We start from the raw sequence: 14,580 nt of genomic DNA on the forward strand, positions 1-14,580 counted from the left end.
CCATCGAACGCGACCGCCATCGCGAGGACCGGCGATGCCCCCGCCGCCCGCAGCTCCGCGGACTAGTCGTTCCGCCGGATCTGCTCGATCCCCTCGTCGAGCGCCCGCTCCAGCGTCTTGCCCGCTCGCGCCACCTTCAGCTCGAGCACCACGCCCGGCCTCCCCGGCTGCGCCGGGCGGATGATCACGTCCGGCCGCCCGCGCCCCGACTCGCGATTCGACCGCACCTGGTAGAGCGGAAATTCAGGACGCTCCACGGGTTGTAGACGACGGTGTCGCCGAAGAGGTACCCGTTGTACCAGGCGCGCAGCGACGGGAGCCGTTCAAGCCGGCCAGACCTCGTGAGCAGCGACTCGACCTCGCGCTCCGTGAACCCGAAGCAGGTGTCGAACTCCGGCGCGAGCAGCGAGTAGGCAGCCACGTTGTTGAGACCTGAAAAGCTGCTCTCCCGGGCCACGCGCAGGACGCCCGTGAGCACCGCCTTGAACAGATGCGGATTGCCCTTGAGGTCCCAGCTCGCGGAGCCGGCGGAAGTCGTCGATGCCGATGGGGACCTGGATGCTCATGGTGCCTCGGGCAGGGCGGCGTGCCCTCACGGACGCTACTCCGCCGCCCGTCAGCGGCAATGGCTCCGAACGGCCTGAGCAGGCAGCCAGGCGTCCTGCTTCTCCGCCGCACCCGCCGGCGGAGAGGCGGGGCCGCGGGTCACCGCGTCCAGGTCAGCAGCAGCGCGAAGATGGTGAGATCGGCGGCGACGTGCGCCACGTACGGCGCGAGGAGGCCGCCCGCGCGGCGCCGGAGCACGCCGAGCATCACGGCGTAGATCGCCGCCAGGCCGACGCCGACGGCGCCGCTCGGGAAGCCGCTCAGGTGGAGGAGCCCGAAGGCAGCCGCCTGGACGAGCACCGCGGTCCAGCCGGAGGTCGTCACGGCGTCCAGCGATCCGAGGAACACCAGGCGGAACACCGCTTCCTCGAGGAGGGCGTTGAAGAGCGCGAACCCCAGGCCGCCGAGGAGCAACAGAGGCAGCGAGACGGGCGGCATCAGGGCCCGCATCTGCGTCAGATCGGGCCGCATCAGCCGGACCCAGAGCACGAGCGCGAGCGCGGAGACGAGGACGACCGCCGCGATCCAACCGAGGACCAGAGGCCCGAACGCCCCGCGCCGCAGCGGCGGCATCGACGACCGGAGCGCCGGCACGGCGCACGCGAGCAGCGCGAGCACGACGAGCGGCGCGGCCAGGGAGAGCGGCCAGGGCACGATAAGCCCCACCGCCGCGGGTGCGAGCGTGAGCACGGCGAGGAGCGGGCCGTGGAGCGCCGCCCGGTCCGGCGCGCGCGCCACCGCGAGCAGGGAGGCGAGCGCGACGCCGAAGCAGGCGAGGCTGAGGGCGCGATCCTCCGCGGCCGACGGGTACGCGGCGTAGGCGAGCGTCGCGGCAGAAACAGCGCAGAGCCCAGGCCAGCCAAGGCGGGGCGCCCCCACCCGCCCGGCGGCCTCGCCGACTGGCGTAGCGCCGGCCGGCGCCGCGCCAGACGGCTCGATCTGCTCCATCTGGCCGAACCGCTCCAAAAGTTGAGCTTTCACTCGGATATAGTCGAGCTTTTGTTCAGTTTGTCAAGTACGCTCGGCGCATGGCCACGAAGCGCAAGAAGCCGCCGTCGACCGCGCCCCGCCGGGTGCCGCTGCAGGCGAGGAGCCAGCGGCGCAAGGAGCGGATCCTCGACGCGACGGCGGCGCTGCTCGCGTCGCGCGGGCTCGACGCGGTCACCACGAACGCCATCGCGGCGCGGGCGCGGACGTCCATCGGCTCGGTCTACGAGTTCTTCCCGAACAAGGAGGCCGTGCTCCACGCGCTGACGGGGCGTTACCTGGAGCGGCTGCGGGCGCGGACCGAGGCGGCGCTCGCGGAGGCGCCGCCGGGCTCGTGGCGCGCGCTGACCGAGCGCTGGCTCGACGCGCTCGCGGCGTTCTACAGGACGGAGCCCGGCTACCGGGAGCTGTGGTTTGGCGTGCAGCTGTCCAGCGCGCTGCTCTCGACGGCCGCGGCGTGGGGGGACGAGTTCTCGGCGCGGGTCGAGGCGATCCTCTCGCCGCTGACGCCGGCGCTCGCGCCCGCCGAGCGGCGCGTCGTCGCGCAGAGCGCGCTGTACATGGCCTCAACGCTGCTCGCCCTCGCCGCACAGCAGGACGAGCAGCAGGGCGCGCTCTACGTCGAGGAGGCGAAGAAGGCGGTCTGTCGCTACCTCGCGCCGTACATCGAGCCGGCGGGCCGGTTGGGAGAGAGCGCGTGACGCGGTGAGGCGCGCTCACGAAGTGTCGGGATGCCACCTGCGCGATGCGCGCGCCTGCAAGGCTTGATGAGAGCGGAAGCGGTCCTCCAGGCGGGCATCACCTACGAGACGGTGAAGCCGAGGATCGAGAGGCTCCGCGCGCACCACCTGGAGGCCGTCACGACGACCGCCTTCCTCGAGCTCTTGCGGCGGATCGATAAGCATCACCGCTTCCCCCACCGCCAACGGGGAGGTTCACCCGTAAGCCAGCAGATGGCGATGAGGGCTGCCGTGAGGACGGATACGTAGGCAATGTAGACAACGCTCCCCTTGGTGGCCTGAACGAACGGAATGCCGCCAAGGACCAACGCGAAATAGATAAGGAGGACGACCCAACCTTGCCACGCAGAGGGCAAGCCCCACCCCCAACCGTAGCGCTTAGCGGGAAACCAATACTTGGGAGTGCCAGCAGAAGACATGCAATTCCTCCCTGCCCCTGTGATGCCCAACGCCATGGCGTTCGACGGCACCATCGCGTTCACTCATAGTGGATCCGACCCGACGCATCTCGCGCGAATCGAGTGCCGCGGATGCGCTCGTACTCCTCGCCGCATTCCTGGCTGCAGAACCAACCGAAGTTCGGTATCGCGACCGCGCCTCCAGCGGCGAGAACGTCAGGCGCTGGGTCGAAAGCATCCCCTGAATGGTCCAGTTGCGCCAGAATTCGCCCGCACTGCGCACAGCCGAGCGCGTCCGCGGGAATGTCTGGGGCATTCAGGAGATGCTCGATCTGCTGCGGAGACAAGCTCTGCATCTCGCTTTCCATCACCTCAAGCATCATCAGCGAACTCACGCGCTCAAGACAGCTAGCTTCTCTCGTCGTCAGCGGCCGGCCCAGACGTTTGGCCGCCATCTCCGACACGACCTGCCGGTGGGCCTTCAGCGCTTCTCCCATCGATATGATCATTGTGTCCGTCGAACCATCATTCGATAGCCCAGCCGATTCTATTCGACCTGGCTCCGCCTTACGCGCAAAGCATGGCCCGGCCGAACCCGTTCGCCCGAGCCCTGCCGAGCTCCCCCCAAGGGTATCCCCGCCTAGCGCCGCTGTCATTGGTCCACCTACAGCGCCGACAGCCTGTCGCGGTCGCGCCCCCTGAGCTGCCAGCATGTGGACGGTACTACAGGGGGTCTGCGGCGTCTGTCAGGCCAATCTTCGCGTCTGCCGAGCGCGGTCGAGGAAGGTCCGCCTAGCGCCGAGGAGCCGTGCGGCGAGTGGAGCCGAGCCCCCGGTTCGCACAATTGCTGGCTGCGAATTGAGGGACTGGCCCTGGCTCGCGGGAGGGCGCCCCTCGCACGGCGTCGACGGCTTCAGGCCGCCGACGCCCGCGGCTTCGCGCTGGCCGCGTGGCGGTTCTCCGGCCGCGCCAGCCCAAGGTTCTCCCGCAGCGTGCGGCCCTCGTACTCCGTTCGGAACAACCCGCGCCGGCGCAGCTCCGGGATCACCAGCTCGACGAAGTCGTCCAGCCCGCCCGGGAGCCACGGCGGCATCACGTTGAACCCGTCGGCGCCGCCCTGCGTGAACCACGCCTCCAGCTGATCCGCGATCTGCTCCACCGAGCCCACGATCGTCCAGTGCCCGCGCGCTCCAGCCACCCAGAGGTAGAGCTCCCGGATGGAGAGATTGCGCTTGCGCGCGATGTCGAACATCAGCGCTTGCCGGCTCTTGTTGTTGTTGGTCTCGGGCAGCTCGGGGAGCGGCCCGTCCACCGGATACGCGGACAGATCGATTCCACCCGACAGGCCCGAGAGCAGCGACAGCCCGACCTCCGGCAAGATGAGGTCCTGCAGCTCCTGGTACTTCGCCCTGGCCTCCGACTCCGTCCTGGCGACCACGGGGAACACCCCCGGCATGATCTTCAGCTGGTCGGGGTGCCGCCCATACTTGGCCATCCGGCCTTTGACGTCGGCGTAAAAGGCCTGTGCGTCTTCCAGCGTCTGCTGCGCGGTGAAGATCACCTCGGCGGTCTCGGCCGCGAGCTCCCTGCCCGCCTCCGACGATCCCGCCTGCACGATCACCGGGTGTCCCTGGGGCGGGCGCGGGATGTTGAGCGGCCCTCGAACGGAGAAGAACTTCCCCTTGTGATCGAGCGTGTGCAGCTTGGCCGGGTCGTAGTAAGCCCCGGACGCCTTGTCGCGGAGGAAGGCGTCGTCCTCCCAGCTGTCCCAGAGGCCGGTGACCACGTCGACGAACTCGCGCGCCCGGACATAGCGCTGCGCGTGGTCGGGGTGGGCGTCGAGCCCGAAGTTCCCCGCCGCCTCGCCCCCGCCGGTGGTGACCACGTTCCAGCCTGCCCGCCCCTGGCTGATATGGTCCAGCGAGGCGAACTTGCGGGCCAGCAGGTAAGGCTCCTCGTACGTGGTGGACGCGGTGGCGATGAAGCCGATGTGCTCGGTGACGACCGAGAGCGCGGAGAACAAGGTGACCGGCTCGAAGCTGGCCCCGTAGGCGGTGCGGCCCTGCGCTCCAGGCCGGTTCTGCAAGGCGAGCCCGTCCGCCAGGAAGACGGCGTCGAACTTGGCTCGCTCCGCCGCCTGCGTGATGCGCTTGTAATGCGCGAAGTTGATGCCTCCGTCCGCCTGCGCCTTCGGGTGGCGCCAGGCTGCCACGTGGTGGCCTGCGCCAGGCAAAAAGGCGCCCAAACGGATCTTCCGCTGATTGTCGCTCATGGCTGTCCTCGGTCTCGGTCCTCGCGTTCGCGCGAGGACGCGCGGACGTCACCGCGCGCCGCCGCGTGCACCGCAAGCGCCGTGCCCGGCGGCGGAGCGGCGGAGAACAAGGCACCTCCCCTGCCCCGAGAGGATGCGTGCTGCTGGAGCAGCAACCGACCGCCAGCGCTTGCGGAAGCATTGCTGGCAGGGCAGCACCGGCCCGCCTCGTGCCCGGCCGCCCCTCCCACGGCCCTCCCGCAGTCGGCAGTCCCGAGCGGCGCCCCTCGACGCGGGGAGCGGCTCGCGGCCGGCGCCAGCCCGACCGGCGGCGACCGCATCCCGCAGCCACCTTGCGCCCGCGTCCGTTAGTGATAAGTTTATCACCATGACGATCACCGAGACAGCGCCGCCGCGCGGCGCTCCTGGGACGACCGCGGCTGACCGGCTCGGCGTGGCGACGCGCGCGGGGCGCCTCGCCGTCACGTCGGCCGGCTCTGGCCCGCCCATCGTGCTGTTGCCGGCGAACGGGCGCGCGGCGGCCGACTTCGACGCGATCCGCCCGCGGCTCGCGGAGCGGCACCGCACCGTGGCGCTCGACTGGCCTGCGATGGGCGAGTCCCCAGCGCCGGAGCGGCCACGGGCGATGAGCGCCTCCCTGCTCGCCGACGCGCTCGAGGACGCCCTCGACGCGCTGGACATCGGCCCGGCCATCCTCCTCGGGCACTCGGTCGGGGGCTTCGCCGCGGCGCGGCTCGCGAGCCGGGCGCCCGGCCGCGTGCGCGCGCTCGTGCTCGTCAACTCGGGCGGCTTCGCGCGCGTCGGCCCGCTCGAGCGGCTCTTCTGCGCCGTGAAGGGCCTCCCCGCCGTCACGGGCGCCGTCGAGGGCCGCTTCGCGCGCTTCCACACGCGCTGCCACAACGAGCACACGGCCCGGATGCTCGCGCGCGTGGAGGCGGCGCGGCGCCGTGAAGGCTACGCCGAGGCCGTCGGCGCCGTGTGGCGGAGCTTCGCGCGGCCGGAGTCCGATCTGCGCGCGGCGGCGCGCGCGATCCAGTGCGAGACGTTGCTCGTCTGGGGCGCCCGGGACCCCGTGATCCCCAGGAGCGCCGCGCTCTTCGCCCAGCGCGCGATCCCGGGCGCGCGCCTCACGTGGCTCGACACGGGCCACACGCCCTTCGCCGAGGCGCCCGGGCGCTTCCTCGAGGCCGTCGAGCCGTTCCTTGCCTCCGTCGCGGCGCTCCCCAGGGCCGCGTGACCGCGCGGCGCCCCTCCCTCCGCTCGCGAAGCGCCACGCCCGGGTCGCGCCCGCGCCGCGGCAGCCCCGACGAGACCCGGCGGCGCCTGATCGCGGCCGCCGGCGTGGTGTTCAACCGCGACGGCTACGCGGGCACGGACTCGAACCGCATCGCGCGCGAGGCCGGGTACTCACCAGGGACGTTCTACAAGCACTTCGCTGACAAGAAGGAGATCTTCATCGCGGCGTACGTGGAGTGGGTCTGCGGCGAGTGGGCCGAGATCGGGCGCATCCTGGGCGAGGATCTCCCGCCCCGGGAGGCCGCGCGCACCGTCGTGGCGGCGGTCGTCGATCTGCACCACCGCTGGCGAGGTCTGCGCAGGAGCCTCCGCGCCCTCGTCGGAGAGGACGCCGACATCCGTCAAGCGTACGTCGCGGAGCGCGCCCGCCAGCTCGACACGATGGCCCGCCTCGCCGGCGGAGCCGGCGGCCGCGCCGAGGACGCGCTCCTCCTTTACCTGGTCGAGCGCACCGCCGACGCGCTCGCCGATGGCGAGCCCGCCGCGCTCGGCGTCCCGGCCGACGCGCTCATCGACCTCCTCGTCGCTCGGATCGAGGCGCGCTTCGACGCACGGAGCGCGTGAGCCCGCTCAGCCATGCGGCCACGGGGACGGTCCGTGCGGTCCCCGTCGCGGGACACTCTCCGGGTCGGCCGGGTCGCTGCCGGCGTCCCGCTCGTCACCGTCGAGGAAGCCATCGCCGTCACGGTCGACGCCGATGCGCTCGCCCGACCCGGGCGGCACGCAGGTATACGTCAGCTCACTGCCGCCTCTCGTGGCCAGCCAGCGGAGCTCGCCGTCCGACCGCCACGGCGCGCGCGCGCGGTCGGCGTCAAAACGGCCATTGCCGAGGTACAGAAAGCCCAGCTCGTCCCCGTGTGACCAGCCCTTGACCACGAGATCGCAGTCGCCGGCGTCGGCGCGCGCCACGAGCAGATCGACGCGCGGGCCGGCCACCGCCGCGTTCGACGACGTGAGCGTGATCTGCTGGCCCACGATGGGCTTCAGGTTCGACTCCAGCGCCAGCATGTACTCCGCCACCTGGCGCTTCTGGAGCTCCCCCTCGGCGTCGACGGGGAAGCCGCCGGGGTTCTCCGGCGTCTGGACGAAATCGGAGAACGCATTGAAGCGGACGAGCGTATCGACGGCGCCGTCGTGGAGGAAGCCAAAGCCGCGGACCTGGTCGCCCATATGGGCGTTGGAGCCGCCGAACGGGAACACGAACGACTCCGCCATGCCGAACATCCCGACCTTCTGGTACTGATTGCGCAGGTGCGGGACCTTGAAGAGCTGGGTCTCGTTGGCGTTGGCCGATCCGCCGTCGCTGCCGAAGAAGCCCGGCGCAAAGTCGTCGGGGTTGGCGTCGGGGTCGACGGTGTGACACCCGATGCACGAGGCGCCGAGGATGCTCGACACGGGCCCTCCGAAGAAGTCTCGCCCCGCGCTCTGATCGGGCGTGAGCGAGTCGTCGAGCGCGCGGATGGGGTTGGGTGGATACGTGACCTGGAGGATGAAGTCCGTGAAATCGTCCATCTCCTCCTCCGAGATCGTCTCGTCTCGCCCGAGCAGATCGACGAACGCCACGCTGAATTTCTTGAACGCCGCCCGCTCGTCGAACACCCCGCTGTCCGGCTGGGACGTGGGCGCATCATGGCCGCCCGTGCGGTCGCCGCGCCAGTGCATCGGCCCGTGGTTCGCCATGCCGCGCAGGCTCTGGGTCGTCATCGGCCCCTTCATCGGATGCAAGCTCGTATCCTGGCCGAAGAGATCGGTACAGAACGGCCCCGGGTTCTCCAGCGCCGTGCCGTCCGGGTTTCCGAGGTCCCACGAGAGGCTGTCGAAATCGCCGAAGATATGACAGCTCGCGCAGGAAGAGTCGCCGTGGCTCGAGCTCCGCGACGCGTCATAGAGGAAGCGGCGCCCCCGGACGACGCTCGGAGGCTCCGGGTTGTGCATCGGCACGTGCGCGACCTCACGGCGGGTCCGGGTATCGATGACCGAGATCGCGTTATCGAAGCGCGCGAGCACGTAGAGCCGCTGCCTGTCTTCATCGAGGACAAGGCCGGTCGGCCCGCCTCCAGGGACGCGGATCTGGTTCGCGGCGCTGGGCACGAACGTGTCGTTCTCGAGCTTCGCGGTGTCGAAGACGCCGATCTTGTCCGAGCCGAGCGCCGCGACATACAGCGTCGCTCCGTTGCGCGTCACGGCCATCTGCGTCGGTTGCGCCAGGCTCTTCTTGCTCTCGTCGTTCGGTACCGGCGCGCAGCAGCTGCTGTAATCGATGTGCTTGTTGAGGTGCCTCGGGGCGACGCCGCCCGGACCGAGGACGGTGATCCTGCTCTCGTGCAGGTGGCCGCGCACGCTGTGGCCAGCGAAGATGCCCGGCCCCTCGAAGCGCTCCTCGTTGCGGGCGTCGGTGTTGGACACATAGACCTTCCCGTTCACCGGGTTCACGACCATGTTGAACAGGATGGTCCCCACGCCCGTGAAGAAGCCGCCTGGCCCGGCCACCTGCCGCGGCGGGTTGGCGAGCGCGTCGATGACGAAGACGTCCTTGTCGGGCAGCGAGAGGCGCACAGCGTCGTCGAAGGGGCGACCCAGCTCGTCGACCCAGTGGGCCCCGTCGAACTTAAGGATGAGCCCGACCTCCGGCCGAGGGACTCCCTCGAAGTTGGTGTCGGGCCCGGGCAGCCCGCCCGCGGCCTCCCCGCCGTCCGGCACGAGGCTCTCGTCGATGACGGTCGTGCGGTTGCCCGAGTGGAAAGCGGCGGCGTAGACCCGGCTGCCGTCCGGCGTCACCGCGAGCGCGCGCGGCGTATCGCTGAAGAGCGTCACGATGGAGAGCGGCGTGCCGCCGAGCGACGCCCCGGGCCGCCTCGCGTCGAACACCCAGACATCCGCGCGCCCTATGCCGGGCGTCAAGAGCTGCGGATCGAAGGGGGCGTTCTGCCCGCGGTGGGCCGTGGTGATGAACGCCCGCGAGCGCTGCGGCCCGGCGAACACGATGTCGCGCGGCTCATCGCCCACGAGCAGCGTGCGGACGACGCGCGCTTTGGCGGGGTCTCGAACGTCGACCACGCTCACGCTATCGGACAGGTGGTTCACCACCCAGACTTCATCGTCGCCCCGGGCAGCCACGGCGACCGGCTCGAGCCCCACGGGCACAGACGCCTTGAGCTGCAGACGATTGGCTTCGACGCGGAAGATCTCCAGCCGGTTGTCGGGCGTGTTCACCGCGAAGAGCAGCTTGCCGTTCGCCGACAGGGCCAGGGGGCGGACCTGGCCCGATTCAAATGTCGTGAACGGCGTGGCGGCCACCGCGGGGAGAGCGGCGGCGAGGGACATGGCCGTAGCACCTACGCTGACAGCCAGGAAACGGCGCAGACAGCATGATGGCAGCATGCTTTCAAGCTATGTAAAATAAATACGTTTAACAACAAAAAAACGTTCGTGCGGTCGCGCCGTCATGGCCATATTGCTGGCGGTGTTCTGGGCTACGTGGTCGCACAGGGCGACTGTCATGATATCGAGTCGTCATGTGCCGCCGTATGCCGCCTCACCCGCGCGGTCCCGCAGGCGCGCTGGCATGATGACGTCAGCGGACCTGGCGCAACGCGTAGTCGATGCCGCTCCGGAGCGTCCCCCGGGTGACCACGGTGCGGAGATCGATCTCGAGCGAGACGAGCGTTTGCGCCAGCTCGGGGCGCAGGCCGGTGATCACCGTCGTCGCGCCGAGCAGCCGGAGCGCCGCCGCCGTGCCCATCAGCGTGGTCGCGACGGCGGAGTCGATGATCGTCACGCCCGTGACGTCGATGATCACGACGTCCGTCCGGTTCGTGTGCACGCAGTTCAGCGCCGCTTCGAGCGCCTGCTGCGCCCGGCTGGCGTCGATCGTCCCGATCAGCGGCATGACCATGATCCGCTCGGTGATCGGAATGAGCGGCGTGGAGAGCTCCGCCAGCCGCTCTTTCTGCGCCCGGATGATCTCCTCCTGCAGCGCCGCGCGCGCCAGCTCCGCGCGCTCGCGCTCGGTGAGCTCCAGCGTCAGCCGCTCGTTCGTCCTGCGGAGCTCCTCGGTCTGGCGCGCGACCTCGGTCTCCAGCTGCTCGTTCGAGCCGCGGAGAGCGGCGTAGAGGAGAGCGACCTTCACGGCCACAGCCGCCTGGGAGGCGAGGAGCCTCAGCGTCTCCAGCTGCGTCGGCGTGTAGGGGTGACGGACCGCCTCGCGCTCGACATACAAGACGCCCGTCAGCTCGCCCTGATGCATCATCGCCATGCACAGGATCGACCTCGGCCCGCTCGCGCCGAGGTAGCGGTCCCCGGCGAGGCCTGGTTCGCCGCGCGTATCCTGGATGAAGACGGACTCCTTGGTCCTGGCGACTCCCTGGATGACCGTCACGGCGAGCTGGGCGTCCGCCTCGACGGGCGTCGCGAGCCCCAGCCGGACCGCGTCCGGGCGATCCCTCGTGATCGAAGCCTCCACGAAGAGCCCGCCCTCGCGCGCGAGGACGAGGACGCACCGCTCGGCGCCGGCGTGCTCGAGCGTGATCCGCAGCAGCCGATCGAGCACCCTGTCGAGGACGACCTCGCCGGCGACCGTCTGCGCTGCGCCGATGACCGTCGCCATCTGGGCCTGAGCCTGCGTGAGCTCCTCCAGCGCCCGCTCGAGCTCCGCCGTCCGCGTCGCCACGCGTCGCTCCAGCTCGTGCGTGAGCTTCTGCAGCGCCGCCTCGGCGGCGACGCGCTCCTCGACCTGCGCCGCGAGGCTCTTCATCAGCTGCCTGAGCTTCGTTTGCACCCGGACGCGCGCGAGCAGCTCCTCGCTCTGGAACGGCTTGAGGAGGAACTCCACGGCGCCGAGGTTCAACCCCTTCACCTTGTCCGCGTTCATCTCCGTGCTCGCCGTCATGAAGATGACAGGGATGTCGCTCGTGGCCGGATCCGTCTTGAGCCGCCGGCACGTCTCGAATCCGTCGATCCCTTCCATCTTCACGTCCAGCAAGATGAGATCCGGCGCCACCTCCTTCGCGAGCTGGATGGCTCGCAGGCCGTTCGTCGCGGCCGCGATCTCGAACCCCCAGCCCGAGAGGTTGTCGCGGAGCAGCCTCAGGTTTCGCGGCTCATCGTCGACGATCAGGACCGTCCCTGTGTCACTCACGTTCGTCACACTGCCCTCTCCAGCGGATAACCTCACTCTTCGCGTCAGCGACGCTGCATGAGGATGACTACGCTCACCGCAAATCTCAAGCCGACGCTCATCGGGCGCCACCGTCGATACGCCCGCCGACGAGCTCTTCTATCGACTCCAGCCGGAAGTCCTCGGAGAGCTCGCGCAGGTGCTTGGCGAACGGCGCGAGCCGTGGGTCGCCCAGCTCGAGCTTGTCCGCGTATTTCTGGATGTGGTTGACGAGCCCCTTGCGCGCGAGATCGCGCAAGGCCTTGAGGTCCTCGTCCGGGGGCAGGACGACATCGGGGGTGCTGGTCACACCCGAGCTGGGGCTCGGCTCCGCCTCCTCGCTCGCGCCGTCCTGCCGCTCGTAGATCCACTCCAGCTTGAGGTGTCGCTGCAGCTTCTCGAGCAGCTCATCCATCTGCAGCGGCTTGGCCAGGAAATCGTCCGCGCCTGCTTCCAGGCTCTTGTCCTGGTCGGTGATGAAGGCGCTGGCGGAGGACGCGATGATGACCGTCCCTGCGAGCTCTGGCGCCTTTCGCATGCGGCGCATCATCTCCCAGCCGTCGAGCACGGGCATCGCGAGATCGGTGATGATCAGGTCGAACCTCTCGCTCGCCGTCCTGTCCAGGCCCTCCTGGCCGTCGTTCGCCTCCGCCAGCTCGAACCCGAGGGTCGCGAGCATGCTGATGACCACGGCGCGGTTCTCCGGCTTGTCGTCCACCACAAGGAGCCTCCGTCGCGCGCCCTTGTAGCCGACGATCTGCCCCCGCTCCGTGCGCCTCACGGTGTCCGTCCAGTTGGGCGCCTCGGCGAGCGTCAGGTCCATCCAGAAGACGCTGCCCTTCCCGAGCTCGCTCCTGACCTGGATGGAGCTGCCCATCAGCGTCACGATGCGCTGGCTGATCGCCAGCCCGAGCCCGGTGCCCTCGCGGTGGCGACTCTTGTCTCCGACCTGCTTGAAGGGCAGGAATATCTGGTCCAGGTGTTCGGCGCTGATGCCGGTCCCCGTGTCCTCGATCTCGAAGCGTATCCTGTGCATCTGGGTTCGCGATTCGGGGCTCGCGCCGTCCTCCGGGCGATCCTTGCGCGCGCCTTGTGGCCCGCCTGGCATCTCGGCGACCGTGAAGGTGACGCTGCCGTTCTCGGTGAACTTGATGGCGTTGCCGAGCAAATTGAGCAGGATCTGACGCAGGCGCCGCTGGTCGACGCGCACCCCCTCGGGCAGCGGGAGGCCGGGCTTGAACACGAACGTGATCCCCTTCTGCTCCGCGCGGATCCGGCAGATCTCGGCCGTCGCGTGCAAGAACGACGGGAAATGGAAATCGTTGGGGTGAATCTCCATCGTCCGCGACTCTATCTTCGCCAGATCGAGGACGTCGTTGATGAGGGTCAACAGATGAGAGCCGGACTCGGCGATGACCTCGACGCCGCGCAGATCCTGCTCGCCCAGGCTCCTGGAGCGCTTCAGGATCTGGGCGTACCCGAGGATGCCGTTGAGCGGCGTCCGCAGCTCGTGGCTCATGTTGGCGAGGAAGTCGCTCTTCGCCCTGTTGGCCGCGTCCGCGGCGACCGTCGCCTCCTTGAGCTCGGCGGTGCGCTGCTCGACGCGCTGCTCGAGCTCCTCGTTCGTCTTCGCCAGGGCGGCGAACGTCTCACGGAGCTGCTGGGCCATGCCGTTCAGCGCGTCGCCGATGTGCACGAACTCCCGGGTGCCTGACGCCTCGAAGCGCTGCTCGAGGTCACCGCCCCGGATCCGCTCGGCCGCGGTGACGAGCTGCCGCACGGACGGCAAGGTCACGCGCATGATCACGAGCACGGGCAGCGCCACGAGCGCCAGGATCGAGAACGCCGCGATCAGCCAGTAATCCCAGTACAGCCCCTTCACCGACGAGAGCAGCGCCGCGCGGGGTACGTCGGTGAGCAGATACCAGTCCGGCGCCGCGATGCGCGCCGCCACGATCACGCGCTGATCCGTGCGGCCGACCACGTGCGCCGCCACGGCGTCGTCGCGCTTCGCCGCCTCGAACGCGCGCTTGAGCTCGTCGTCGCCGATGGAATCGACCGTCAGCGTCCCTTTGCTCCCGTGGATCTTGTCCTGGTGCACGCTCGAGACGAGCACCGTCCCATCGCCCCTCACGAGCGCGTGCTCTGTCCCCGGATACAGGGAGAGCTCCCGGAAGCTGTCCATCACCGCGTTGACGGTGACATCGTGCCCGGCGCTGCCCGCAAACACCCCGTTGCGGAAGAACGGCACCACGACGCTCACCATCCACTCGCGTGCCCCTGGGTCGTAGCTCGTCGGCGTCCAGCGCGGCTTTCCTTCCGGGTTGTTCGCCGGGAGCACGAGCGTCGTCCACTCCGAGTTGACAAAATCGACGGTCGTGTCGACCTGGTCGATGTAGCTCGTGTGGCTGGGCCAGTACATCACGAGCCCGTTCCGTCTGGGGATGAGCCAGGTGTTGATGGGCTCACCGGGCGCCCCCGCCGAGTACAGCTCGGTCATGCGCTTCAACTCCAGGAGAAAGACCTTCTCCTGGTCGTCGAGCGGGTACCCCGCGGGCAGCCAGACGACGGCGTCTCGCTTGCGCTCGAAGCCCGCGTTGCGCGACACCATGCCGCCGTCGCGCGACGGCCCGACGAGGGCGTCGAACTTCTGCGGGGTTTCTCCCTCGACTTCATGCAACGCGGAGGTGAGCACGCGGCCGTACCGCGCGGCGCTCGCCTCTGCCTGGATCAGGCGGTCGTTCATGCGGCGGGTCCACTCGTCATGGGTCCGCGCGAGGACGCCCAGCTCGTTCTTCAGGATCGCGCCCTCGATGGCCCACGCCGCGATCCACAGCCCCGGCCCCACGAACACGAGCAGCGCGATGGCCAGCGGCCCCGCGACCCAGAAGGACAGACTCGGTGCGGTGCGAGGGCGTTGGCTGCTCCGCTCCCCCCGTTCATTCATGCGGTCATCGTACACGACTACAGGACCGCGCCACTTTGGAAGGTCAATGTCCTGAACAGAAAATATGGACACACGGTAGGAGCATGCGAGCCTGAAGAGGACTGCGCCGCCACCACGACGCAGGTGGACTGACATGCTCGCTGAACGAGGGATCGATTGGCGCACAGCGTGCGCCGGTG

The 14,580-nt window shown here is 69.5% G+C and carries 13 protein-coding genes; 4 read left to right on the forward strand and 9 right to left on the reverse strand.

From position 1 onward, the window contains the following. Positions 1 to 62: 62 nt before the first annotated feature. From WME79_RS31360 to WME79_RS31370, 3 genes are all read right to left on the reverse strand, one after another. Entirely contained in the window at positions 63 to 188 is a 126-nt protein-coding gene (locus WME79_RS31360; protein ID WP_437522309.1) for a hypothetical protein, read from the reverse strand. Further along, a complete protein-coding gene (locus tag WME79_RS31365) occupies positions 185 to 478 on the reverse strand; it encodes a hypothetical protein (protein ID WP_437522311.1) in 294 nt (97 codons plus the stop codon). Before WME79_RS31365 ends, WME79_RS31360 begins: the two co-directional genes overlap by 4 nt. A 227-nt stretch (positions 479 to 705) precedes the next feature. After that, entirely contained in the window at positions 706 to 1,587 is an 882-nt protein-coding gene (locus WME79_RS31370) for a CPBP family intramembrane glutamic endopeptidase (RefSeq protein ID WP_437522312.1), read from the reverse strand. Between the two features lie 47 nt (positions 1,588 to 1,634). On the opposite strand from WME79_RS31370, the gene WME79_RS31375 reads away from it, so the two are divergent. Together WME79_RS31375 and WME79_RS31380 are read left to right on the forward strand one after the other, a co-directional pair. Next, the gene (locus tag WME79_RS31375; protein WP_437522314.1) at positions 1,635 to 2,294 is read left to right on the forward strand and encodes a TetR family transcriptional regulator; all 660 of its coding nucleotides are present in this window, start codon (positions 1,635 to 1,637) and stop codon (positions 2,292 to 2,294) included. Positions 2,295 to 2,360: 66 nt separating this feature from the next. Then, the gene (locus tag WME79_RS31380) at positions 2,361 to 2,582 is read left to right on the forward strand and encodes a hypothetical protein (protein WP_437540122.1); all 222 of its coding nucleotides are present in this window, start codon (positions 2,361 to 2,363) and stop codon (positions 2,580 to 2,582) included. Here WME79_RS31380 and WME79_RS31385 read toward each other — a convergent pair. From WME79_RS31385 to WME79_RS31395, 3 genes are all read right to left on the reverse strand, one after another. Then, positions 2,498 to 2,752 carry a hypothetical protein gene (locus tag WME79_RS31385; protein ID WP_437539983.1) on the reverse strand — a complete coding sequence of 85 codons (255 nt, stop codon included), beginning with the start codon at positions 2,750 to 2,752 and terminating at the stop codon, positions 2,498 to 2,500. The two genes, WME79_RS31380 and WME79_RS31385, sit on opposite strands and share 85 nt — an antisense overlap. Before the next feature lie 59 nt (positions 2,753 to 2,811). Beyond that, entirely contained in the window at positions 2,812 to 3,228 is a 417-nt protein-coding gene (locus WME79_RS31390; RefSeq protein WP_437522316.1) for a hypothetical protein, read from the reverse strand. 416 nt (positions 3,229 to 3,644) lie between these two features. After that, positions 3,645 to 5,003 (reverse strand): LLM class flavin-dependent oxidoreductase, encoded by a 1,359-nt coding sequence (locus tag WME79_RS31395; protein WP_437522318.1) that lies wholly within the window; start codon positions 5,001 to 5,003, stop codon positions 3,645 to 3,647. 367 nt (positions 5,004 to 5,370) lie between these two features. Between WME79_RS31395 and WME79_RS31400 the strand changes: the two genes are divergently transcribed. Both WME79_RS31400 and WME79_RS31405 read left to right on the forward strand, forming a co-directional pair. Continuing rightward, complete coding sequence (locus WME79_RS31400) at positions 5,371 to 6,240, forward strand: alpha/beta fold hydrolase (RefSeq protein ID WP_437522320.1); 870 nt, start codon at positions 5,371 to 5,373, stop codon at positions 6,238 to 6,240. Then, positions 6,237 to 6,863: a TetR/AcrR family transcriptional regulator gene (locus WME79_RS31405; RefSeq protein ID WP_437522322.1), complete on the forward strand. Its 627-nt coding sequence runs from the start codon at positions 6,237 to 6,239 to the stop codon at positions 6,861 to 6,863. Before WME79_RS31400 ends, WME79_RS31405 begins: the two co-directional genes overlap by 4 nt. 6 nt (positions 6,864 to 6,869) lie before the next feature. Here WME79_RS31405 and WME79_RS31410 read toward each other — a convergent pair whose 3' ends face one another. From WME79_RS31410 to WME79_RS31420, 3 genes are all read right to left on the reverse strand, one after another. After that, on the reverse strand, positions 6,870 to 9,623 hold the full coding sequence (locus WME79_RS31410; RefSeq protein WP_437522324.1) for a beta-propeller fold lactonase family protein: 2,754 nt from the start codon (positions 9,621 to 9,623) through the stop codon (positions 6,870 to 6,872). A 250-nt stretch (positions 9,624 to 9,873) separates the two neighbouring features. Next, positions 9,874 to 11,445, reverse strand: coding sequence for a response regulator (locus tag WME79_RS31415; RefSeq protein ID WP_437522326.1), 1,572 nt, complete (start codon positions 11,443 to 11,445; stop codon positions 9,874 to 9,876). Positions 11,446 to 11,533: 88 nt separating this feature from the next. After that, a complete protein-coding gene (locus WME79_RS31420; protein WP_437522328.1) occupies positions 11,534 to 14,401 on the reverse strand; it encodes an ATP-binding protein in 2,868 nt (955 codons plus the stop codon). Between the last annotated feature and the right edge of the window lie 179 nt (positions 14,402 to 14,580).

Origin of the sequence: Sorangium sp. So ce726, from assembly GCF_051521405.1 — a bacterium.
Classification (GTDB): Bacteria; Myxococcota_A; Polyangia; order Polyangiales; family Polyangiaceae; genus Sorangium.

Coding starts and splice junctions, on each gene's coding strand:
- WME79_RS31375 (WP_437522314.1), top strand. CDS start 1,635: ATGGCCACGAAGCGCAAGAAGCCGCCGTCGACCGCGCCCCGCCGGGTG.
- WME79_RS31380 (WP_437540122.1), top strand. CDS start 2,361: ATGAGAGCGGAAGCGGTCCTCCAGGCGGGCATCACCTACGAGACGGTG.
- WME79_RS31385 (WP_437539983.1), bottom strand. CDS start 2,752: ATGTCTTCTGCTGGCACTCCCAAGTATTGGTTTCCCGCTAAGCGCTAC.
- WME79_RS31390 (WP_437522316.1), bottom strand. CDS start 3,228: ATGGGAGAAGCGCTGAAGGCCCACCGGCAGGTCGTGTCGGAGATGGCG.
- WME79_RS31395 (WP_437522318.1), bottom strand. CDS start 5,003: ATGAGCGACAATCAGCGGAAGATCCGTTTGGGCGCCTTTTTGCCTGGC.
- WME79_RS31400 (WP_437522320.1), top strand. CDS start 5,371: ATGACGATCACCGAGACAGCGCCGCCGCGCGGCGCTCCTGGGACGACC.
- WME79_RS31410 (WP_437522324.1), bottom strand. CDS start 9,623: ATGTCCCTCGCCGCCGCTCTCCCCGCGGTGGCCGCCACGCCGTTCACG.
- WME79_RS31420 (WP_437522328.1), bottom strand. CDS start 14,401: ATGAATGAACGGGGGGAGCGGAGCAGCCAACGCCCTCGCACCGCACCG.